This window comes from uncultured Algoriphagus sp. (genome assembly GCF_963974365.1).
Taxonomy (GTDB): Bacteria; Bacteroidota; Bacteroidia; order Cytophagales; family Cyclobacteriaceae; genus Algoriphagus.
The window spans coordinates 19,161-43,029 of sequence record NZ_CAXBBX010000011.1 but is presented as its reverse complement, the minus strand read 5'-3'; the positions used below and the strand labels follow the sequence as shown (position 1 = coordinate 43,029).

At 39.9% G+C, this 23,869-nt stretch carries 18 protein-coding genes and 1 tRNA gene; 9 read left to right on the top strand and 10 right to left on the bottom strand.

Annotation, left to right across the window (positions count from 1 at the left end; all coding sequences use genetic code 11):
* Positions 1-33: 33 nt before the first annotated feature.
* The 4 genes from AACZ87_RS15340 to AACZ87_RS15325 all read left to right on the top strand — a co-directional run bounded on the left by AACZ87_RS15340 (position 34) and on the right by AACZ87_RS15325 (position 6,165).
* Entirely contained in the window at positions 34-1,530 is a 1,497-nt protein-coding gene (locus tag AACZ87_RS15340; protein ID WP_339868496.1) for a M28 family peptidase, read from the top strand.
* Positions 1,531-1,885: 355 nt separating this feature from the next.
* A complete protein-coding gene (locus tag AACZ87_RS15335) occupies positions 1,886-2,926 on the top strand; it encodes a quinone-dependent dihydroorotate dehydrogenase (RefSeq protein WP_339868495.1) in 1,041 nt (346 codons plus the stop codon).
* A gap of 53 nt (positions 2,927-2,979) precedes the next feature.
* On the top strand, positions 2,980-5,478 hold the full coding sequence (locus AACZ87_RS15330) for a DNA translocase FtsK 4TM domain-containing protein (RefSeq protein ID WP_339868494.1): 2,499 nt from the start codon (positions 2,980-2,982) through the stop codon (positions 5,476-5,478).
* A gap of 33 nt (positions 5,479-5,511) precedes the next feature.
* Positions 5,512-6,165 (top strand): outer membrane lipoprotein carrier protein LolA, encoded by a 654-nt coding sequence (locus AACZ87_RS15325; RefSeq protein ID WP_339868493.1) that lies wholly within the window; start codon positions 5,512-5,514, stop codon positions 6,163-6,165.
* Here the strand turns inward: AACZ87_RS15325 and AACZ87_RS15320 are convergent, their stop codons facing one another.
* Together AACZ87_RS15320 and AACZ87_RS15315 are read right to left on the bottom strand one after the other, a co-directional pair.
* Entirely contained in the window at positions 6,166-7,032 is an 867-nt protein-coding gene (locus AACZ87_RS15320; protein ID WP_339868492.1) for a VOC family protein, read from the bottom strand.
* Positions 7,025-7,909 carry an SRPBCC family protein gene (locus AACZ87_RS15315; RefSeq protein ID WP_339868491.1) on the bottom strand — a complete coding sequence of 295 codons (885 nt, stop codon included), beginning with the start codon at positions 7,907-7,909 and terminating at the stop codon, positions 7,025-7,027. Before AACZ87_RS15315 ends, AACZ87_RS15320 begins: the two co-directional genes overlap by 8 nt.
* Before the next feature lie 236 nt (positions 7,910-8,145).
* Between AACZ87_RS15315 and AACZ87_RS15310 the strand changes: the two genes are divergently transcribed.
* Complete coding sequence (locus AACZ87_RS15310) at positions 8,146-9,126, top strand: helix-turn-helix domain-containing protein (protein ID WP_339868490.1); 981 nt, start codon at positions 8,146-8,148, stop codon at positions 9,124-9,126.
* A gap of 512 nt (positions 9,127-9,638) precedes the next feature.
* Here the strand turns inward: AACZ87_RS15310 and AACZ87_RS15305 are convergent.
* From AACZ87_RS15305 to AACZ87_RS15285, 5 genes are all read right to left on the bottom strand, one after another.
* Positions 9,639-10,487, bottom strand: a complete 849-nt coding sequence (locus AACZ87_RS15305; protein ID WP_339868489.1) for a hypothetical protein — start codon at positions 10,485-10,487, stop codon at positions 9,639-9,641.
* Positions 10,488-10,556: 69 nt separating this feature from the next.
* Positions 10,557-12,107 carry a DUF1254 domain-containing protein gene (locus tag AACZ87_RS15300; RefSeq protein WP_339868488.1) on the bottom strand — a complete coding sequence of 517 codons (1,551 nt, stop codon included), beginning with the start codon at positions 12,105-12,107 and terminating at the stop codon, positions 10,557-10,559.
* A gap of 8 nt (positions 12,108-12,115) precedes the next feature.
* Positions 12,116-13,285: a DUF1254 domain-containing protein gene (locus tag AACZ87_RS15295; protein WP_339868487.1), complete on the bottom strand. Its 1,170-nt coding sequence runs from the start codon at positions 13,283-13,285 to the stop codon at positions 12,116-12,118.
* 67 nt (positions 13,286-13,352) lie between these two features.
* Positions 13,353-14,414 (bottom strand): DUF1254 domain-containing protein, encoded by a 1,062-nt coding sequence (locus AACZ87_RS15290; protein WP_339868485.1) that lies wholly within the window; start codon positions 14,412-14,414, stop codon positions 13,353-13,355.
* A gap of 34 nt (positions 14,415-14,448) precedes the next feature.
* On the bottom strand, positions 14,449-15,939 hold the full coding sequence (locus AACZ87_RS15285; RefSeq protein ID WP_339868484.1) for a DUF1214 domain-containing protein: 1,491 nt from the start codon (positions 15,937-15,939) through the stop codon (positions 14,449-14,451).
* A 358-nt stretch (positions 15,940-16,297) separates the two neighbouring features.
* Between AACZ87_RS15285 and AACZ87_RS15280 the strand changes: the two genes are divergently transcribed.
* Positions 16,298-17,188: a PAS domain S-box protein gene (locus tag AACZ87_RS15280; RefSeq protein ID WP_339868483.1), complete on the top strand. Its 891-nt coding sequence runs from the start codon at positions 16,298-16,300 to the stop codon at positions 17,186-17,188.
* 830 nt (positions 17,189-18,018) lie between these two features.
* Here the strand turns inward: AACZ87_RS15280 and AACZ87_RS15275 are convergent.
* From AACZ87_RS15275 to AACZ87_RS15265, 3 genes are all read right to left on the bottom strand, one after another.
* Entirely contained in the window at positions 18,019-19,434 is a 1,416-nt protein-coding gene (locus tag AACZ87_RS15275) for a sulfatase (protein WP_339868482.1), read from the bottom strand.
* 565 nt (positions 19,435-19,999) lie between these two features.
* On the bottom strand, positions 20,000-20,473 hold the full coding sequence (locus tag AACZ87_RS15270; protein WP_339868480.1) for a DNA starvation/stationary phase protection protein: 474 nt from the start codon (positions 20,471-20,473) through the stop codon (positions 20,000-20,002).
* A 469-nt stretch (positions 20,474-20,942) separates the two neighbouring features.
* A tRNA-Met gene (locus tag AACZ87_RS15265) sits at positions 20,943-21,015 on the bottom strand.
* Between the two features lie 328 nt (positions 21,016-21,343).
* On the opposite strand from AACZ87_RS15265, the gene era reads away from it, so the two are divergent.
* The 3 genes from era (at position 21,344) to AACZ87_RS15250 (ending at position 23,828) form a co-directional block, all read left to right on the top strand.
* Positions 21,344-22,237: a GTPase Era gene (era, locus tag AACZ87_RS15260; protein WP_283412395.1), complete on the top strand. Its 894-nt coding sequence runs from the start codon at positions 21,344-21,346 to the stop codon at positions 22,235-22,237.
* Between the two features lie 2 nt (positions 22,238-22,239).
* On the top strand, positions 22,240-23,553 hold the full coding sequence (der, locus tag AACZ87_RS15255; protein ID WP_339868478.1) for a ribosome biogenesis GTPase Der: 1,314 nt from the start codon (positions 22,240-22,242) through the stop codon (positions 23,551-23,553).
* Between the two features lie 77 nt (positions 23,554-23,630).
* Positions 23,631-23,828 (top strand): hypothetical protein, encoded by a 198-nt coding sequence (locus AACZ87_RS15250; protein ID WP_091692326.1) that lies wholly within the window; start codon positions 23,631-23,633, stop codon positions 23,826-23,828.
* Positions 23,829-23,869: the final 41 nt, after the last annotated feature.

Genomic DNA, 23,869 nt, shown 5'->3' with positions numbered 1-23,869 from the left:
TTTCAAGATTCATAAAATCCAAATTATAAACACATGAATAAAAGTCTATTATTGACGGGTGCAATGGCTCTTGGCCTCGCGCTTCCGTCATTGGCGCAGGCACCTGCACAGGTGAAATACGCCAATACGATCACCGCTGAAGACCTGAAAGAGCGTCTTACTTACCTTGCTTCTGACGAAATGAAAGGCAGAGACACCGGCTCTGAAGAGCAAAAAGTAGCTGCTAATTACTTAGCGGATTTCTACAAAAAAATTGGTTTAACTGGCCCAGTAGCAGGTAGCTACCTTCAGGCAGTTGAACTTGTAAGCTCATCTTTCGGAGAAGTTTCTTTGAAAGTAGGCAAGAACAAGCTTGAAAATAACAAGGATTTTGTTTTCATCGGAGATGGGGACATGAAGAAAGCTGCTAAAACTGACCTGGTATTTCTAGGATTAGTTTCAGATGAAAACTTGGCTAAAGTTGATGTTAAAGGCAAACTAGTCGGCATCTGGGCTGTAGGTGTAAGATCTAACGATCTTTTGACTAAAGTAATGGATGCAGGTGCTGCAGGTATCGTGATTGTGAGCATGGAAGGTCAAGCAAACTTTGACAGAATTGCTGGGCGCTACCAAAGTTTAGCTGGAAAAGGAAGAGTTGGTTTTGCGAAGCCAGTTGAGCAAAAGCCTGTATTCATGGTAAGCTCTGATAAAATGGCTGAGCTTTTCGATACTCCAGTTGAGGATCTAAAAGAAGCTGCGAAAGCAAATCCAGAGTCTATCAAGTCTCAAAAAGCATCTTATCAAATCGAAAAAGATGTTAAGGAAATAGAAAGCTCTAACGTAATGGGCTACCTAGAAGGAACTGACAAAAAGGATGAATTGGTTGTAATTTCTTCTCACTACGATCACGTAGGTGTAAGCAGTACAGGTGAAGTGTTTAACGGCGCTGATGATGATGGATCAGGAACTGTTTCTGTAACTGAAATCGCTGAAGCATTTGCTACTGCGGCTAAAGACGGCATCAAGCCAAGAAGATCAATCCTTTTTCTAAACGTAACTGGTGAAGAGAAAGGCCTTTTAGGGTCTGAGTATTACTCTGAGCACCCAATATTCCCTTTGGAAAACACAGTAGTAAATTTCAACATTGACATGGTAGGTCGTATTGATTACGAATATCAAGATGCTGAAAACACTGATTTCGTCTATGTGATTGGCTCTGAAATGCTTTCTACAGATTTGAAAAAAATCTTGGAATACAACAACATCACTTACTCTGACTTGATCTTGGATTATAGATACGATGCCGAAGATGATCCAAACAGATTCTATTACAGATCAGACCATTACAATTTTGCAAAGCATAACATCCCAGTAGCATTCTTCTTCAACGGAGTTCACGACGATTATCACCAAGTAACGGATACGGTGGACAAAATTGAATTCCCTCTAATGGAAAAGAGAGCTAGATTGATTTTCCACACAGTTTGGGACGTTGCCAACAGAGAAAATAAGCCAAGAGTTGATGGCACAAACACTAGAACTGAGAGATAATTATTTAAGCTCTTAGTACTCAAAAGGCTATTGGAGAAATCCAGTAGCCTTTTTTGATATAGGGAAAACAGAGTTATTAAGGCAATCAAAAAAATGTATTTCACCCTTTCAGGGCTTATCTATTAATATTTTTAATTGTCCAGCCCCATCGAGCTGGGTTTAGATAGTTAGGGCTTTCAGCCCTTTGCAAAATAAGATACCCTTTGACACCGCTTATGTGACTCAAACGATCAAAGTCAAAACTAAACTCCTCAATACCCCCAAACGTACCAGCGAAAATAAATTGATTTCATTTTTCCAATCGTCAAATTTTATAAAACGATATCTTTGCCACACGAACGCTAATTGATATCCCGTGTATAAATCCCTACTCAAACCACTTTTTTTCTTAAAAAAACCAGAAGCTGCTCATCACTTTACTGTAGATCTGACTCGGTTCGGCTTCAATCTTCCTATTATTGGGTCGATCGTAGAATCCACTTTTAGATTAGAGGATAAAAAGCTTGAGCGGGAAGTATTTGGACTGAATTTCAAGAATCCCGTAGGCTTGGCGGCAGGATTTGACAAGGATGCGAAAGTCATCGATGAAATGGCCATGCTCGGTTTTGGTTTTATTGAAATAGGAACCTTGACTCCAAAACCTCAAGAAGGAAATCCACAACCCAGGCTTTTTAGACTTCCTCAAGACGAATCACTGATCAATCGAATGGGTTTCAATAATGGAGGCGTTTTCGAAGCGGTGGAACGATTGAAAAAACGCAAATCTAATGTTCTTGTAGGTGGGAATATCGGTAAAAACAAAGTCACACCGAATGAAAATGCTATTGACGATTATTTGATTTGTCTGGAAGCACTGCATGATCACGTGGATTATTTCGTCGTGAATGTGAGTTCTCCAAACACGCCAAATCTTCGAGATTTGCAGGAAAAAGAACCGCTTAAAGCCCTGCTTCAGGCCGTAAAAAATGCGAATGACCTCAAGACAAAGCCTAAACCAATTCTTCTAAAAATTGCTCCAGACCTTACGGACGGACAATTGGACGATATCATTGAAATCGTGAAAGAAACGAAAATTGATGGGGTAATAGCGACCAACACAACCATCGATCGTTCGCAACTGAGCACTTCCGTGGCTGAAGTACAAGCCATTGGTGCTGGAGGGGTAAGCGGAAAAGTGCTAGGCAAAAGAAGTACTGAAGTCATTCGATATCTTTCTGAAAAGTCAAATAAGGCCTTCCCTATCATTGGAGTGGGAGGAATCTTTTCGTCCGAGGATGCAATAGAAAAACTAGAGGCAGGAGCAAGCTTGATCCAAGTGTACTCGGGCATGATTTATGAGGGACCTGCCTTGATCAAAAAGATTAAAAAAGGATTGTTGGCTTATTTTTCACAGTAATTTGTCAATCTAAATTCATTAATCTTAACTTAAATCGGATTTGAATCGAATACATGGCCACCAATTCACCTAGGACCAATACTTTTAGAAAAAAAGGAGAACCCACCAAAAAGAAAGGCGCAGGCTTCAAGGCACCGAGCTTTTCCTTTGGTAAGATAAAAACAGCCAAGATCAGCTTGACGCTGGGAATTTTGCTGATGTCTACGGCTATTTTCCTGTTTATCGCATTTATCAGTTACCTCCTGAATGGCCCTGCAGATCAAAGCCTAGTCATGAATAACCCCGACGAGGCGATTCGAGATACAGCCCGAGAATCTACTAATTGGCTCGGCTACCTCGGTGCCCAAGCTGGCAACTGGATGATCTATCGCTGGTTTGGGATTGCGGCTTTCCTATTCCCTCCATTTTTGTTTTTACTCGGATTCAAATGGGCTTTCAAAATCTCATTGGTTTCTCTCACTAGATACACCACATTCGCGCTTTTTTTCACGTTTTGGTTAGGTTTACTGACTGGATACGTGGTGATTTTGATTCAAGGCTATTCCTACTGGAGTTTCCTTTCGGGCGGATTTGGCTATGAATTAGCAAAGCTTTCCGCTGATTTTCTGAGCTGGGGAACCTTTATTTTGCTGGGAGGATCCATGCTCATTTTTGTGATTTTCTTCTTTGATATTGACAAATTAGACTGGTTTAGCAGCAAAAGCTCAGATGCCGAATTGGATGAAGATGAATTAGAAATAGAGTCTGCTGCTTCAGTAAAAAACCCGTTTAAAGAAGATTTGGAAGAGGAAGAAGAAATCGATGATGACGGTAGTTCTTGGACCATCAAAGGACAAGAGGAAGATGAAGAAGCAAGTTCCCCTATAGCACTAACCCCTGAATCACCACCTAAGCCAAAGAAGGAGGAAATAGCATTTAATGTGCCTCAATTAAACATTCTCGATCCAATCGTAGAGCGTGAAGATGAGTCTAAAATTGAGGAGAAAAGCTTCTCCGTAGTGAAGCCGGCGGGAGAGGAGAAAACAGCCGAAGAAGTCGAGAATCTTGATGCTTACGATCCTACGCTTGATCTTCCCCATTACAAATATCCTACGCTAGACTTACTCAATGAATACGATGTTCAAAAAGTAACCGTAAGCCGACAGGAACTTGAAGACAACAAAAACAAGATTGTAGAAACACTTGAGAACTTCAAAATCGGGATACAAGAGATTAAAGCGACTATAGGACCTACGGTAACGCTTTATGAAATCGTCCCGGAGCCTGGAGTAAAAATCTCCAAAATCAAGAATTTGGAAGATGATATTGCCCTGAGTTTAGCGGCTTTGGGAATTAGAATTATTGCCCCAATTCCTGGAAAAGGCACCATTGGTATAGAAGTTCCAAACAAAAACAGAGAGTTGGTTCCAGCTCGGGCTGTTTTGGGCACGGAGAAATTCATGCGCTCAGACAAAGACCTTCCGATCGCGTTAGGCAAAACTATTTCCAATGAAGTTTTTGTAGTCGATTTGGCAAAAATGCCGCACCTGTTGATGGCTGGTGCCACCGGTCAAGGTAAATCGGTAGGACTGAACATGATCTTGGCTTCGCTGATTTACAAGAAACATCCTTCACAATTGAAGTTCGTTCTTGTGGATCCTAAGAAGGTAGAACTCACCCTTTTCAACAAGATTGAGAGACATTTCCTTGCCAAACTACCAGGTGCGGAAGAAGCTATCATTACTGATACCAAAAAGGTGATTTATACGCTGAATTCTCTTTGTATCGAAATGGATAATCGATACAATCTTCTGAAAGATGCCGGCACAAGGAATCTCAAGGAATACAATGCAAAGTTCGTTGCTCGTAAGCTAAATCCAGATAAAGGACATCGTTTTATGCCTTACATAGTTCTGGTGATTGATGAGTTAGCGGATTTGATGATGACAGCTGGCAAGGAAATCGAAGGTCCGATTGCACGACTGGCACAATTGGCTCGTGCTATTGGTATTCACTTGGTAGTCGCTACGCAAAGACCGTCCGTAAACGTGATCACCGGTATTATTAAAGCGAATTTCCCTGCACGTCTTTCCTTCCGTGTGACTTCAAAAATCGATAGTAGAACTATCCTAGATGCAGGTGGAGCAGATCAGTTGATCGGTATGGGAGATATGCTTTTATCCCATGGATCAGAGATGACGCGTATCCAGTGTGCATTCTTGGATACTCCTGAAGTTGATTCGATTTGTGATTGGATTGGCGAGCAAAAAGGCTATTCGGACGCTTATCTGCTTCCTGAATTTGAAGGGGAAGATTCGGATAATTCTGTTGGAGATGTTGATTTTTCAGATCTTGACCCACTTTTCAATGATGCTGCAAGACTGCTCGTGATGCATCAGCAAGGCAGTACTTCTCTGATTCAGCGCAAGCTCAAACTAGGGTACAACCGCGCGGGACGAATTATCGATCAACTGGAAGCTGCGGGAATCGTGGGAGCTTTTGAAGGCTCAAAAGCACGTGAGGTGCTTATTCAGGATGAAGCTAGTTTGGAACGGTTATTGAATAGTTTGTAATAGCTGTTCAATTAGTACCAACAGCATCATTTCATGAAAAAAATCGCCCTAGTTTATACGCTTTTTCTAGCCATTCTATTCTCCTTCCAAGCGACCGCTCAAAAAGATCCTAAAGCAAAAGTTGTTTTAGATGCGATGAGCCAAAAGTTTCAGGCAATGAATGGGTTTACTGCAAATTTTGACTTCACTTTCCAAGATGCCTCTGGCCCTGGAGATCGGCAGTCAGGAGATATTGCCGTCAAAGGCGAGCAATATCGCCTCAAACTCCCAGATCAGGAGATCTACAACGATGGCAAAACAGTTTGGACTTACATCCAATCTGATAATTATAAAGAAGTAACCATCAACGATGCTAATCAGATGGAAGGAGAACTTACTCCTTCTAACATTTATCGCATTTACGAATCAGGCTATAGCTATAAACTGCTCAGCGAAAAGCAGTTTCAAGGCAAAACAGCTCAGATAGTAGAATTGCTAGCAGAAAAAAACAATGCACCCTTCGAGCAGGTCAAATTGATGATCGATAAAAGCAATTCAAATCTACTAGGCTGGGAGATGTTTGATGGCCAGGGAGGCGTTTTTTCATATACTTTCAAAAACCTCAAAGTAGATGCTAATCTACCTTCCTCCTATTTTGTGTTTGATGCAAAACAATATCCTGGAATAGAAGTGATTGATTTGAGGTAATCAGGCATTTTTCAATTTCTCAATATCAAACTTTTTCATTTTCATAAAAGCCTGAACAACTCGCCCAGATCGCTCCGGATCAGACATTAATTCCGAAAGGATTTCAGGAACAATCTGCCAGGAAACCCCAAACTTATCCTTCAGCCAACCGCATTGGCTTTCTGCACCGCCTTTGGAAAGGCTCTCCCAGAAATAGTCGATCTGCTTTTGGTCTTTACACTCCACCACAAAAGACACCGCTTCATTAAAGTCAAAATCGTGAACTATAGCACTATCCATGACAGCGAATAATTGTCCGTTCAATTCAAACTGCGCATGATTGATTTTGCCATCTTGACCATTGGAATCATCAGGTCCATATCTAGAAATCAGCTTGGTACTTGAATCAGCAAAAATGTCGCTATAAAAATTAATCGCGCCTTCCGCCTGACCAAAGTTTGTTCCTGAAAACATCAAAGCTGGAATAAATTTCTGGCTGGAGTTTTCCGTTTTATCTAGTGTTAGCTGCCAAGTCACGCCGAATTTATCCTGCACCCAACCGTACTTTTTGCTCCATGGATAGGAGTCCATTGGCATCAATGCACGACCATTTTCTATAAGTCTATCCCAAACAGATTGAAGTTCCGCTTCATTAGGGATACTCGTGTAAAATGAAATCGCAGGAGTAAACTTAAACATTGGCCCACCATTGAGACACATAAACCTCTGTCCCTTAGACTCAAAAGTTATCACCATCGAGTTTTCATCAACAATAGAGGAATCTGAAAAGACTGCGCAGTAAAATTCTGCTGCTTCTTTGGCATTGCCATCAAACCACAAGCAAGGGTAAATGGCATTAGTTAGCGTGTTTACAGAATGACTATCCATTTCTTTCACAGATTTCTTTGAGTTTGTCCAATGCTTTTGGCCACATTCCAGTGAAATATTCATCGAACTCCATGGAAGAATCCAAGTCTACTTTCACCACTGTATTTCCTCCTTTTTCTTCGAGCGTATACTTCTCATGAGCTCCTTTCCACATTTCTACTTCTTTGCCTTCCAGAATTTCTACTCCTTCCTTTAGCTCTCCAAGATGCTCTATATCCACATGCTTGCCTGGATCATTTTTTATTATTCTACTTACCATTCCATTTTGATTCCCTTCTTCACCTTGAGCAACGAAATAGATTTTGGTCCCTTCCTCCCAGGTGCCTATATAAGTAGAGCCTGGAGAAAAAACGTCTGTCCACTCCTCATAAGTAGGCTTTTCCAGCATATTTCTATAGACCTCTTCCCGAGTATTTTGGATTAAAATCTCGAAATGTAACGTGACTAATTTTGCTCCAGATTCTGTATAGGTTTTAAAATTATCCAAGATAGCCTGCCATCCATTTTTTTGCATATCTACTGAATTATCCATTTCAGCATCGAAAATCTCAGTGAGTTTAACACCATCAGGCACTTTCTCAAACGTCACCTTTACAGTGCGCCCATCTTCCATAATATAAGAGTAATGGGAATGAGTCTCTACTTCCTGGTAGACTCCACCAAAGTCAAAACCCATGCTACCATCTTTAGCTTCCATTCGGGAAGTAAAGCTTCCGCCTGGCTGAAAATCAGATTCTGCTTTGGTCGTATGCCAGTCGGGAGAAGCAAAGTTCCAATTTACGATATGCTTTGGCAGAGTGAAATATTCCCAGACCTTTTCAAGAGTAGCATCCACAACTGTACAAACTGTAATTTTGGTTTTTTGAGTAGTATCCATGGTTTTCTTATTTAATTTCAAAAATTTACATAACAAATTTAGTAAGTCAAACTACTTTCCTTCTTGTTCAATTCAGACAAATAATGGGCGAATTGCGACAGGAAATATTAAATTCAACTTATGATAATGGAGCATGACTTCAGCATGAAAGTCTGAGTTAATTGTTAATCATACGAATTTCTCCTGAATCGAAATTAGCAAAGGCTATTTAGCCAAACGAATTCAATTAAAGACCCATGAAGAACATTGCTATTCTAGTTCCTGAACAATCAGTTTTGCAAGCAATTGCAGATCCTCAGTACTGTTTCTCTGCTGTTAATGATTTCATAGTAAAATCAGGAGGAACTTCACTTTTCAATGTAGAATTGGTCGGACTGAATCGAGAGGTTAAGTTAAACGGCAATTGCTATTCCGTTTTTCCTAATCAACTCTTAGCTAGTGCAACGAAGCCGGATTTGGTGGTGATTCCTGCACTTTTTGGAGACATGAAAGCTGCAATTGATGCGAATAAAGCATACATCCCGTGGATCAAAGCTCAATACGAAGCCGGGACCGAAATTGCTTCTTTATGTGTGGGAGCTTTTCTTCTGGGTGCAACTGGTCTCCTGAATGGGAAAAAATGTTCTACACACTGGGGATTTACAAATCAATTTCGAGAGCTCTATCCAGAAGTAGACGTTCAAGATGGGGCGATCGTAACAGAGGAAAATGGCATTTATTCCAGTGGTGGTGCTAATTCTTATTGGAATCTATTGCTTCATCTGGTGGAAAAATATGCGGATCGGGAGATAGCAATTCTGATTGCCAAATACTTCGCGATAGACATAGATCGTGATAGCCAGACTGTATTCTCCATGTTCAAAGGTCAAAAAACCCATCAAGATGAAGCTGTAAGAAAAGCTCAGGAATATATAGAGAAGAAAATCGAAGAGCGAATTACTGTGGATGTCCTTGCAGGTGAAGTTGCCGTGGGGCGAAGAAGTTTTGAAAGGAGATTTAAACGGGTGACCAATAACTCAGTACTCGAATACATCCAACGGGTAAAAATGGAAGCTGCCAAGAGAAGCTTTGAAACTACGATGAAAAACATCACCGAAGTTATGTTTGATGTAGGATATTCCGATACAAAAGCCTTCCGAACTACCTTCAAAAAAATCACTGGACTAACCCCAATTGAATACAGGAATAAGTATAATAAGTGGGCAAGGATGAATTAGGTTAAGATTTGCAGGCTTATTTGTTCACATTTAAGTTACCAAAAAGGAATTTATTTCTCCAATAGAAAAAACAATCCTGATTTTTTGTAAAAAGATAAATGACACCATTTCTAGTGTTCTTCGTAGTAATGGAAACAGTGCTACAAACCTACATTGGTTTTCAATTAATTATAAAAAAACTTGGACAAAAACTGGGACAGGTTCAGTTTGCTTTTACACTTTTAAATTTATTTGAATTGAACCATTTTGAACATCAAATACGCCCTTTTGATGTTTCTGATTTTTGAATGATCTTTTTTCTTTTTGATGTGAAATCAGAAAACGAACCTATTTTAGCTAGGGTCAAAACTAGAAAATGAACCTTTAAATTTCCTGCAAATTTGAAGGTATTTGAGTTGTCTCAGGATTGAATTGATTTAAATGGATTAGAACTTCAATTTAGTCTCGGACAATCCGTACGGTACGAGGGGTACGAGTCGTACGAGGTGTACGAATTTTTAAATTAATTTTATTTAGAATATTATTTGAAACTGTGCTACTGCCTGCCATTCACCGATTAATTCGGGTCGGATGGCATTGTAGAATAGCTGTGCTGTGGCACAATAGAACAAGTCACTTTTACCAATTTTGAAAGTTTTTCCTCCACCACCTCCGAGCGGGAGCAGCATTTTATCACCTTCTTCTGCTAGCCAATTACTGATAATACTGGCATTACTTTCCAGAAACCATCCTTGGAGCAAATTATAATAGGTGAAATACTGCAGATTGAAGCTATTGACTTTGTTTTGCCCTTCCCCTCCAAGTGACCAAAAATTTTGAATCACAAAACCGCCTGAAAAGTTATCTCCAGCATGGTTAAACAACAATGAGGGGCCGAGACTCAATCGATTACTCCCCAGAGCTGGATTGGTACGTGTAGGAATCTGAATAGCCGGCCCCAAGCCCCAGCTCACCTTGCCCTTTTTCTCCATAGAAGAAAAATAGCCATTGAATAAAATGTTACCCAATCCGGATGCCGACTGCATGGGGTCTCCTTGTGGCGGTACCGGATGGATTGGAACATTCGTCGCATCGCCCGATGCAGGTAAAGTCTGAAATGGGATGATGGTATAGGTGATCAGCTTCAGGTTATTGGAAAGCTTGACAGGCCAGACAGGCTGCACAGAAAATGACTGCGCGACCTTGTCACCTACCGGCAAAAGAATTTCCTGTAAATAGATACTTCGCAAACCGGCAACTGGATCTTGCCGCTTTTTTGCCATTTCTTCCACAGAAAGTGATTTGGTACTATCTGATTGGGCTTGACTAATTCGAGATAGGCCAAAGCAAAGTAATACCGCAAATAGTAAGCTTGATCTCATCAATTAATTGATTAAACCAAGACCCTATAGCTTTTAAGGGCATTTGGGTCTTGGTAAAAATGATGCTTCTTATTTGACTCTCTCGAAATCACCTGGCTTATAGGTTCGGTCAAAGAATGCCTGATCCGGACCATAAAAGCGATAAAGGCTAAACCAACCCTTTCCAGGCACCGATTTGATAAAGTTCTTGTAGCCATCTGGGTTTTCTGGACCTACATAAAAGGTCACGGAACCATCTTCATTGTACTCTAAGTCATTCATGGTATTGAGAGATGGATAATCCTGTCCTTCAGCATCCACTCCCGAAGCTGTTTCGGCATCGTATATAGTCAGGGAAGTAAAGAGTTTAGAAGGCATGTTAGCGGGGAAAGTGATCTTATAGGTATTTTCCCCCATCAGATAATTTCCTTCACTATCCTTATATGCATTCCCGTATTTGGCACCTAAGCCCACAATGGATGACATCATTCCAGAACTAATAGAGTAATGATTAATGTACATATGCGCTTTGGCATTCACATCTACATGGCCAGTTTTGCGATCTCTAAATTCTTCATCCAGTAAAGTATGCATGAAATCATCGAGGTCGGTATGTGCATGAGCAACCCATTTTCGGTCAGACCACCAGAGTCCATCTTTTTCCCTATCAAAATTTGCGGCTATGTTTTTAGCCATTCTCCATGCTGTTTGAGCTGCTTGCTCCAAAAGTTCCTTCTCCCTAGCGGAAGGATTGAAATCCTCCCCTTTTTTGATTCCTAAGGCCGCCATCATGCCATGCATGTAGGGATCTACCTCATCCACTTTATCACTTTGGATAAATCGGTTGAGCATTTCAAAATAAGTGAAATCATGCTCAAAAAGCGCGTAGGAATCCAATTCCGAGGCATGTTGGTAATCCATGGGCTTAGCCTCTCCTTCTAGCGGATATACTTTGATCCCTTCCACGGCATCTACACCGGGCTGCAAATCCTCGACAGATTTAAAAAAGCCTCTTTGGAAAATAAAAACGCCATTGGTCTTACTGGTATATAGGTAATAACCATTTGGAATATTTCCTTCATAGCCTTCCGGAATTATCAGGTACTTACCACCTTCGCCACGGTCGGGGCCGGGAAAACCAATATCTCCTAAAAAGTGAGATCCATCTGGCCTTTCAGGACCTTCCAGCGGTCTATGCCAAAAATCATCCAGTAATCCTTGAAGCATGGGAGGCACATCCAAAACCAATGGACCCGTTTTGCTCAAGTCAGCAAAGCCAAGTGCATAGATCACATCAGAATTCGGCGTGGTGATGACGGTATTTGGTTTCAGCCTTTTTTCAAAGACAGAAACAACGTTATATCCTTCCCCAAAAGTTTTTCCCAGCCCTTCCTTCATGGCAAACATATTCACAGCAGGAAGTGACCATAAATAAACCTGTGTGGCACGCTGGAAGTACAATTCTTCGTCCAGTGATTTTGTACTTTCTTCATTTGGGTACCCCCCGACTATGGGAAGAGTAGCTAAGGTTTCAAAATGGTCTGCATTTATATTTTGGGAGTTCTGTTGATTTTCCTGCGGTTGACAGGCGGAGAATAACACCGCAGCAGAAAAAGTAATGGTTAAGACATGTTTTTTCATATTGATGATTATTTCACAGTGAGCACTTTATGATTCTGTACAAAATCCTTTCTGTATTCTACAATTGCAGGCACAGAAGAAGGCAGATAACATCTGAATAAAGCATTCCAATTTTTAGGCACTTTGATATTGTTTATAGCATCATCCCCACCGTTGAAATTGAGCGTGATGCTACCGTCTTCATTAGGAATTGCTTTGGTGGAATTGGTATTGAACGGATCTGTCACTACCCATCCCTGTTCGTCATAGATGGTAATAGACCAATACGCTGCCCGGTCGTATTGAAGATCAGGTTTCTGAAAAGTCACGGTACTATGTTCGCCATTTTTTGCCCCTTCATCACCTGGAAGAACTACGAAATAATAGGCGTGCTTTGCCGGTAAACCCGCCCAGCCTGCAGTATTGATCAACTGGTACTGAGGGGATTTTATGTTTTTGATATCATCCACAAAACCCTCTTCGATAACTCCTTCCGTGATGGCCCTTTTGATGAGTTCCCCGCGCAACTGGTTAAAGGAAACCACATCATATTTTACTTCTGAATCATAAGGATTGGTGGAACCTGCCTCGACGGTCACTGCATCTTGCCTTTTTCGCATTTCTTCCATCCCTTTTTCATCATAGCTCCTTGGACGGGTACGCATGAAGAGGTACACATGGTCTCCATAAGTGAGATCTTCCTTGGCAAATTCTTTCGTCTCTCCAGGATATACTACGCCAATAGTCACGGAATTTTCATCCAGAACCTGCACGATCTGGTAGAGATCATATTCTGGGACAGAAATTTTAAGTCCGCCTGATACATCGTACACTGCGTAGGAATAAATCGCATCAAAATTAGATCGGATCACCGTCTGATTATTTAGGTCAATTCCATTTCGTTCGTGACGAAATTTGTTGGGACCATTGATGATCGTTTCGGCTGCCAAGTATTTTGCTGTTTCTGCTCTCACTACATTCTCCAAGGTCACCACTTCTCCCCCTTGGTCTTCAAATGCAGGGTTCACGGATGAGGCTTCCCCGTTTTTGCCTACACCAGTATCAACATCATTCATTTCGGTAGAGACTGTCTCTTCTGTCGAATCCGTGATAGTTTCTTCCTGATTGGTCTTATTTCCACTACATGCAAATGCTACTACTGAAAGCAACAGAAATAATACAATAGTTGTTTTTTTCATTTGAAATGATCTTTAGAATTAAATAAAAAGAATTGCTGACTTAACCTGCCTTGACAAAAAAGTAAGCCTATTGTAATTGAGGAAGGTTAAAGCCACCATTGATCACGGATTCACTTGGCATATATACCCTAAAGCAGATCCAGAATGGCTTGGAAGGAACCAGAACTTTGTTTTCATAAGCTGCATCTTCAAACTGATCCTGCGGCACATAATACAGATCAAAAGACTTCCCGTCAGGATTCAATTTGATCTTGTCATTGCTGATGATAGAGCCTTCGTCTGTTTTCAAATGCTGGTCTTCTCCATAGATTGTGATGGAATAAAATCCCAATTTTGGATCTCTCCTTTTCGGAACCTGGTAAGTCACTTTATAGACTTTATCTTGATCTACGTCATATTGCTCTGTAAAATACACGGCATCTTTGTCCGGCAAGAGACCTGTAGCAATTGAAACCCCACGATTATTGTCTTCGGTGGACACCGGAGCATCGATAGTCCCCATGGTACCCCTGACTCCATCTTTCTCCGCTATCTGCACATAATGATCTAACTGTTGCTTGAACTCAGCCATATTCCAGTCTGTCACTTGGAAGGACTTCGGTTGAAATCCGTTTAAGAATTCTATTTTCAGTTCATCCTGATAGCCGTTCACCTTTTTGACATCTTCTGGGTCACTGGCATCTATCTGAATGCGGACATTGGCATAGAAGAAATCGGTGGTTTTGTCAGCAGGAATAACATACCTACCGGGGCCGTAGAACACAAAAGCCGTCACATGGTTATGATTCATCACATGCAGTGACATGTACCGTCCATCCGTCTCGGGCAGCGTAATGGCCACATCTCCTCCACCATCCAATATGGCAAAGGAATAATTGGTATCCCTATTCATTAAAGGAGCTGGCTGCTCGTCCAGTGGCATGGGCTTCCGGTGATGGTTCCAGGTGTTATCAGCTCCCTGGGCAAATTCTTTCTGCATGGCCAGATCACACATGACCAGCGCAAAATTGTCTTTGGTCACACTCACCTTGGAATCCGAAACAGGAGTTTCAGCTTCCTTGCTTTCTTTATTCTGGGGCTGACACGCGACTACCATTACGGCTATCGCTAACTGGAGTGTGAATTTCATTGTTTTCATATACATGCTATTCAGAATGAGGTTTCTAATCTATCATCTCCCAATCCGGAAGCTTAAAAGTTTTGTCAAAGAAGGGTTCCAAAGGCGCATATAACCTAAAATACACAAACCACCCGTCGTCTCCTACGGTTTTTAGGTAGTTACTCTCCTTTCCGGCTGGAGCTTTTGCACCTACAAAAATATCTACAGAACCATCTTCATTATATTTTAATTGCTCGCTACGGCTTCCAAGAGTTGCGTCCTTCAGCTCCGTTCCTCCATTGTCATAAGGTCTTCGCGTGTTTTCACTGTACAGAGTCACTGACCAGAATTGTTTCACCGGAACCTCTGCAGGAACTTGTAGCCGGTAAGTTTTATCAGCTCGTAATAAATCGCCATTACTATCCCGCTTGCTGGTCATGTACACCTGACCCGCACCTACCGGCGGATTGACCATACCTTTGGAACTATATACGGCTTCATAAAACCAAGTGGTGCGCTCATCTAATTCTAATCGAGTATCTGTTTCTTGGGGAACCGAAAAATCATAACTTTTATACCAGGATGTCCCTTCCCACCAAGGGCTTGTATAACGGGGATTAACCTGAATGTTTCTAGCCATCAACTCACCCATCGCTCCACCTTTCAACAAGAGCTTCTTTTGTCTTTCATCAGGATTGAATGGACGTCCTTTTTCTATACCCAACGGCAATAACATGGCAGTCCAGGGCTTGTCGATTTCCCGAACTGGCTCATGGTTAATTATTTCCGAAAGGGTTTCCCAAAATGCAATTCCACGAGGAGCAGTACCGCTCCATTCCTGATCTTTATTTTCGATATAATTGAAAGTTTTGAGCGGTTCATCTATATGGCCCATTTTAAACTCAGATTTGAATTTCTCATAGTAGGCAGGACTTGGATCGATAATCCTTAGGGCAATGACCAAAAAGTTTGAAACACTTTGAAAGGTATAAACCCCCGGCTTCTTATATTTTTCTACATCATCTTCAGGCCCAACAATAATAAATGTACCTCCCTGCGCTTTTTCAGGACCGGTCTGGCCGATATCTGTAACAGTTCGTTGCCATATATCCACCAAACCACTTGCAGTAGCACCTGCAGGATATTCAAATACCACCGGACTTTTTTTCAGGTCAACATACCCAAACATATAAGGAGTGGTAAGGTTTCCGGTTACAATCCCCCGCTTTTCCTTTAAGGATTTTAGAACTACTATGTCGTGTTCAGAAGATAACCCATACTTATCTTCCAATCCCTTTTTCTGGGTCATAATGCTCACCATAGGCATCCCCCAAACCCATGCTTGGCTGGCTCGCTGATAATCCATTTCATCGTAGAGAAGATTGGATGATTCTGTATCAAAATAGCTGTCGATCAGCTCCACATCCCCGACCGATGTCTCTATGATTTCATCTCCTTTCAGACTGGCCTGTTCTAAAGACACTTTATTCACCTGTGCATACGTGCTAGCCAAAAACGTCAATAGGAGGAAGGTTGTTAAAACCGGTTTTTTCATAACTCAGACAAATAATAGGTAAAAATTTATTTCAGATTACTTAATAAAATTAAAATTGAAATGAGCCTTGTTCTCAAATAGTTAAAAATATGAATCAGTCATACTAAAACTCAATTTTCTGTCTAATTTAAGGAATAAATAGAACAGAAACATGATTAAAATAAACGGATATAACCGTTTGCATCAGCAATATCCCCAATACTTCCAAGGTGAGTATTGATTTATTTAGAGACATATCTTTAAAGATCTCATAGATAAAACTAAACCCATTCTTCGAAATAAAATTTACTTTATGGATGTTGTCCACCTTTTGTCCACCTCTTGTTGGATAATGTCCAATTATCTATCAATTTAGACTATGACTAGCCTGACACCTAAACACATTAGCTTCGAATCTGAAGAGGATGTTTTTGACCAAAAATTACTGGATTGCCTACCCGGGGTCTTTTATTTATATAAAATTGATTCGGATGGTTATAAGATGAAGCGGATGAACGAATATCATTTAGATGTTTTTGGCTATACGGAAGAAGAATGCCAAGATAAGTCGCCGCTATTTTTCTTAGACCCTGATTATCATTCTCAAGTTTTAGATGCAATTATGGACCTACGGGAAAAGAGAGTTCGTACGCAGGTATATGCAAATATTATCACAAAAGCAGGGCAGAGTATTCCATTTCTTTTTGAGGGTCACTTAGTGATGATTGGCGAAGAAGAATATTTTACGGGTTTGGGTCTGAATATTTCGGAGTTAATTACTGCCAAACAACAATTGCAAATCCTTGAGATGGAGAAAAAGAAAATACTCAGGGAAAAAGAGCTAAAGGACAAAGAACTATTAGCATTAGCATTAAAGGAAAACCAAAATGAAATCTTGCTGAATCGGATTTCCAAGCAACTCAAAAACATAGAAGAAAACACCAATCCTGACTTAATAGAGGAGCAACTTAAACCTATTACCAAACTTATTACAAACCATAGTAGATTTCAGGATGGATGGAGTCAGTTTCAGGAAGCATTTATAGGGATACATCAGGATTTTTTTAAAAACCTTAAAGGCATGCACCCTGAGCTTACAGAAAAGGAAATCAGATTTTGTGCCTATTTAAGGATAAAAATGAATCCTACAGACCTTTGCATGTTAATGAATATTTCAAAGGAAGGACTTAAAAAAAAGCGTTACAGAATCCGTCAAAAACTACATTTAAACCAAAATCAGGAGTTGGATGAATACATCGGACTTTTATAATAGAATTAAATAATTCAAAAATTTATAATTCAGTCAAAATCTACTTTTCAATTTAGTTGGATATATCTTTTTAAAGCAAAACTAGACAACTCAACAATCGTAAGTCTCAGCCCCCACTTATCATCGAAGCACTCACTTTTGAATTCTTATAAGATTCAAAATACAGGATAAGAAAAGTAAATGGGGGACAAAAAAGGGGACAGGTTCATTTTGCATGAGAAATTTCAATTCCATTTGAATTGTTTAAAATTTCAGCGTTATAGAAAGAGCTTTACTAGCCGTATAAGAGGTTGGGTTTTTGAATGATCTTTTTTCTTTTTGATGTGAACTCAGAAAATGAACCTGTTTTAGCTAGGGTCAAAACTAGAAAATGAACCTTTAATTTTCCTGAAAATTGAAGGTATTTGAGTTGTCTCAGGATTGAAATATATTGAATGGTTTAGAATCTCAATTCAGCCTCGTACAATTCGTACGGTACGAGGGGTACGAGCCGTACGAGGTGTACGAATTATCTTTTCAAGATACTTTTTTAGAAGCATTCTCTTTCCTGTTTTGTAATGGAAATCTAGATTATAACATCGCTTTAAAACAAAGTTTAAACGGTTTAATGACATAAAAAATGTAAAAATCACCTTATCTTTTGATCAATTTTTTAAACCAATAACAGCTTACCAATTAGATCATTTTTAAATCCCAAAGAAAGGAAATGGCATCTTAACTGTCCAAGTAGTACTAATTGAATAAAAGCCGACAGATCACAGATCCGTCGGCTTTAAACTAATAAACCCACCTATTTTAGTATATTCTTTACTTTGAGTTACGACTTAAAATTATCTGTTCATTTGAAGGTAATCTGGAGCTCTAATACTATCCTGCTTATCATACAGATAATTCCATTGGGTCATGTAATCATCTGCTGGTAAAAAGGAATCATTTGTATAATCTAACTTAGATTGAAGAACCTTTTCTAAAGTTGATTGAAGGTTTGAATAGTCAGGCAAACCAACTAGGTTTTTCTGCTGGTAGGGATCTTTTTCATTGTCATATAATAACCAAGGACCGGCCAAATCCCTGACATAAGTATATCGTTCAGTACGAATTCCTCTATATTCCCTTCCTCCATTCGAAAAATTCCATTCGTGAAAAGGAACTGGCAACATGATTAATGCACCTTCATTTTCAATATCCTTTCCACTTAACAAGGAGGAAGAAAAATCTGTACCTTCTATGCTCTTCGGCACACTGATTCCACTTAAATCCAGCAATGTAGGAAGCAAATCAGGAGTATTAATTGGTCCTTTGATTTCCCTGGCTTTACGAAGTTTATCTGGATACCTGATCAACAAAGGAACTTTGATAGATTCATCCCAAGGTCTTTGTTTGCGCAGTACACCTTTGGAAAATAACATATCCCCATGCTCTGAGGTAAATACGAATATGGTATTATCGGCTATTCCTTGCTTATCGATCGCATTTAAAAGATCGCCAACAGCTTTATCCAATGCCGTGATATGCGCATAATAATCTGCAATCACCTTCCTTGCGCTGTCCTGCAAATGCACAGGTACATTTTCTCTCAAATTTATTTTTGCGGGGTCGTACATCGCCCTATATTCTGCAGGCGCAGTATGGTAAGGATTATGCGGAGGTCCCCAAGACATCATCAACAAGAATGGATTGTCCTTGTTCTTTTTGATGTAACTGATTGCACTGTCCGTCTGGGAAAAAGCGTCATATCCTTCCCATACTTGTCTTTGATCATTTTCATCAAAGTAGAAAGAGTTATTATAATCATGTGTCACTTCTCTTACCTTCCAATAATCAAATCCTTGTCGACGGTCTTTAGTTACTGGTTTGTCCCTAGCGCTAAATGCGTCTTCTCCCCTCTTATGACCATTTAGATGCCACTTCCCTATGTAGCCTGTTTGATAGCCCTGCTCCTTATAGATTTCAGCCATTGTCAAAGCTTCTGAAGGAAGAGGTTTATCATTGTAAAAAACACCATTAGTTAGAGGGTATTGTCCAGTCAGAAAACTAGCTCTCCAAGGTGCACATACAGCCATTACAGTAACGGCATTATCAAAAACCAGACTTTCTTTGGCTAACCTGTCGAGATTTGGTGTGATCACATCGGTATTTCCAGCATATCCCACCGCGTCTGCCCGCAATTGGTCGGCGAGGATGAATATCACATTGGGTTTCTCATGTTGTGCAAAAGAAGTGGCTGAGGTCAACCAGTAGAGCAATAATAGAAGATTTAGAACCATCACATTTTTGCCGAATCTGATCCTTAACGGAAATAAATTTTTAAAATGAGACATATTAATATCCAGGGTTTTGGGTTAAACTGTTAATCAGAATTTGTTCAGCCGGTAAAGGAGCCAGTAGTTTGTGAGAATCAATTTGATATGCTCCATTGTAAAGAAATTCTTTCTGAGCTACTTCTCTTTTTCCTTATTCTTAATGAGGTTATCTATTCATCATTTAATATCAGTTGAACAGCATCCTTTTCCATCCTGTACTGTATAGGATGAGACGATTGGAATACTTAATGATAAATCTCTTTATCAATTGCCCAAGCCATATTTTATTTACTTTATAAAAGTAAAATCATACTAACAACTAGTTTAAGCATGAATTTTCTGATAAAAACTGATCTTGATTCAGAATGGATAAGGAATGAAGAAAAAACAAGGTATGCTACTATGAAAACACTTCATCTTTATTTGAGAATGACTTGAATTCTATAGGATTGCCGCTAAAGTGCACTTGGAATAAAATAGCCCAATTTTCATCCTGATCGTCAGCAAATTATCTAAAGTAAGAACGAAGCATCCAAGCCATTTCCTCGTGTTTCTCCATCACACCTGTAATGAAATCACTTGAACCATAATCTTTGAACTCTTCAGCAAATGGAACAATATTTCCTCTTATAAACTCGATGATACTTTCATGGTCAGCAAGTAGGTCTTTCATAAAACCCTGACCATCATTTGATCTTTCGCGGTACTCAGTTAAGTGGGTAAGTTCCAAATACATTTTCATAGTCGCCGGTGCATAGTGTCCAATCTTACGCATTCTTTCGGCTACACTATCTACCAGTTCATCCAATTGTTTGTAATGCTCTTCGAAGAATAAGTGTAAAGCATGAAAGTTGTTGCCAGTTACATTCCAATGTGCATTTCTGGTTTTGATGTACAATATTACCTCATCAGCAAGCAATTTTGCCAATTGAATAGAAACGGCGTCTGTGTTTTTTTGAGTAATCCCAATAGTAGTTTGCATGGTATAGAAATTAAAATTTTGATGTGCTAGCGAGCATAGCTACTCTGATAGTTACATGAAAATAGATGGAAGGGTAGACCCAATAATTTCAAATTCGGTGAACAGGCAAAATGAATCGTTGAAAATCCCTGTTGGGATTTTCAACTCCCTAGAGTGAGGAAACCCCATTACCCTGTTAGTTCCCCATATTCACCCAATAAACAGATCGGGGACAATTCATTGAAGTAATGTAAACCGAACTTCTCGGCATACATGATGGGAATTTTGTACGATACCGCATCAAGCCATCCGAATTTTCAGCAGGGAAAAAGTATAGGGATTCTTAGTACGATAAATATAAAAAAGGACACAAAGTGGGACAGAATCGGGGACAATTCGATCAAATGGAATTGATTCGAATTTACAAACCGCATCAGAAACCCTATAAAACACAAAAAGTTGACCGTAAAACGATCAACTAATTGATTAGTAGCGGGAACAGGACTCGAACCTGTGACCTTCGGGTTATGAGCCCGACGAGCTACCAACTGCTCCATCCCGCGATATATTTTTAAAGCAAAAAGCTTCTTTTTCTTATCTAAATCTGCCCTTTCGGCTAATTGTGATACAAAAGTAGGCCTTTATTTTTGAAAAGCAAACTCTTCACAAGAAAAATATTTCGATAGCCATTCTCTTAGGAATGGATTGATACACCATTCTTAGCTAGTGTATTCTACCAGCAAAACCCTCAGCTGTTTATCATTCAATCAATTACCTAAGTCATAATCATCGACATAAAAACACCATTTTAAAGCCAAATATTATTTTGCCAAACCCCCAAAAACGTAAGTAGTATCTAAAAATCAAGTACCTTTGTAAAAAATTTCTACAATGGATATACCAAAACATCAAGCAGGCTTCGTCAACATCATAGGAAAACCAAATGTGGGCAAATCTACATTGATGAATATCCTTGTAGGGGAGCGACTTTCGATCATCACCTCCAAATCTCAGACGACTCGGCACAGAATCATTGGACTGACTAACTCCGATAATTATCAGATCGTGTTTTCTGATACTCCAGGTATGCTGAAACCACAATATGAGCTTCAGAAGAACATGATGAGCTTTGTCAACATCTCGCTGGAAGATGCTGACATCATTCTTTTTGTAACCGATCTTTACGAAACAGATGCTGATATCGAGCATGTGATTGAGAAAATCAACGAATCTGGTGTTCCTGTATTGCTGGTAGTCAACAAAATCGATTTAGCCAAACCCGGTCAGTTGGAAGAAGTTACTGCTTATTGGACTTCAAGAATCAAGTCTGAGCTAGTCATTCCAATTTCTGCCGGAGAAAAATTCAATACGGATAAAATCATGCAAGAGATTCTGGATAGGCTTCCAGAACACCCTGCATTTTATGACAAAGCGGAACTTTCCGATAGATCTGAGCGGTTCTTTGCCTCTGAGATTATCCGCGAGAAAATCTTCGAAAATTATAAAAAAGAAATCCCTTACAGTTCTGAAGTTTCCATCGAAGACTTTAAGGTGAAAAAAAATATTATCAGCGTCCGGGCTATTATTTATGTAGAAAGAGATAGTCAGAAAGGAATCATCATAGGTGATAAAGGCGCTGCACTGAAAAAAGTGGGAATACAAGCCCGAGAAGAATTAGAAAAGTTCTTCGGCAAGAAAGTCTTCCTTGAAACCTTCGTGAAGGTGGAGCAAGACTGGAGAAAAAATAAATTGAAACTGAAAAAATTTGGGTACGACCCAACCTAATCATGGCAAATATAGTAGCGATAGTAGGACGCCCTAACGTGGGCAAATCCACTCTTTTCAACCGTCTGGTAGAAGAACGAAAGGCGATTGAAGATAACATGAGTGGCGTGACACGTGATCGTCATTACGGACATGCGCAATGGGCCGGAAAGTTTTTCTCAGTGATTGACACAGGAGGATATGTGACAGGCTCTGAGGATATGTATGAAGCTGAGATCCGTAAGCAGGTAAAACTTGCTATAGAAGAAGCTGATGTGATTTTATTTGTAGTTGACTGTCACACAGGACTAACAGATCTGGATAGCGAGTTCGCAAAAGAACTTCGCTCCAGCAAGAAGCCCATCTATGTCGTAGCAAACAAAGCAGATAATCAAGAAAAAAGCTTTGCGATGCACGAATTCTATGCATTAGGAGTAAGTGACTTTGAGGTCTACCCGGTTGCTTCCGCTAGTGGTAGTGGGACTGGAGAGCTTTTGGACGCAGTAATCACCCACTTTGAAGACGATGGAATAGAAGATCCTGATGCAGACACTCCAAAGATTTCAATTCTAGGGAGACCAAATGCTGGAAAATCGTCTTTCTTAAATGCTTTAATCGGTAAAGACCGCTCGATAGTAACGGATGAGGCTGGTACTACAAGAGATTCTATACATACACGCTACCAGCTTTATGGGCAGGATTTCATCATTACAGATACAGCTGGAATCAGAAAGAAATCCAAAGTAACCGAAGATGTAGAATTCTATTCTGTCATGCGTTCGTTAAGGACTTTGGAAGAATCCGACGTAGTAATGGTGATGGTGGATGCTACCAGAGGGTTGGAAGCACAAGACATGAACCTGATTTCACTCGCAATTAAGAACAACAAAGGCGTAATGATCATGGTGAATAAATGGGATTTGATCGAAAAAGATCATAAGACCATGGGCAAGATCAAGGATGATATGTTGGAGAAATTGGGAGAAAACAAATGGATCCCTATCATCTTCACCTCGGTGCTCGAAAAACAAAGAATTTTCCAAGCGATTGAGTTGGCAGTGAAAGTTTATGAAAACAAAACCCGACGCATACCTACTTCAAAATTGAACGATGTTATGCTAGCAGAGATCGAAAGATATCCTCCTCCAGCTTGGAAAGGAAAGTATATTAAAATTAAATATTCTACTCAGCTTCCTACCAAAAATCCGGTGTTTGCATTCTTTTGTAACCTCCCTCAATACATCAAATCGCCTTACACAAGATATCTGGAAAACAGGCTACGCGAAAACTTTGATTTTGAGGGGGTTCCCGTGAAAATTATTTATAAAAACAAATAAAATATATTTAAACGGTCTATTGTTTTATTGATTGAAACTGTAATACATTTGCAGTGTAATTAAGAAAACCACAAAAAATGAAAAAAGTATTTGCAATTTTCGCAATCGCTAGCATGTTCGCTGTAGCTTCATGCGGTAACAAAGAAGTTAAAGAAGAAACTGTTGAGACTATCGAGGTAGTTGAAGAGCCAGTTGTTGAGGAAGAAATCATCATCGAAGCTGATACTACAGTAGTAGTAGAAGAGACTGTTGAAGTTGTTGAGCCTGCTCAATAATTCTTCCCTTCCTAAATTTATTGAGCCCCGCATGTCGGGGC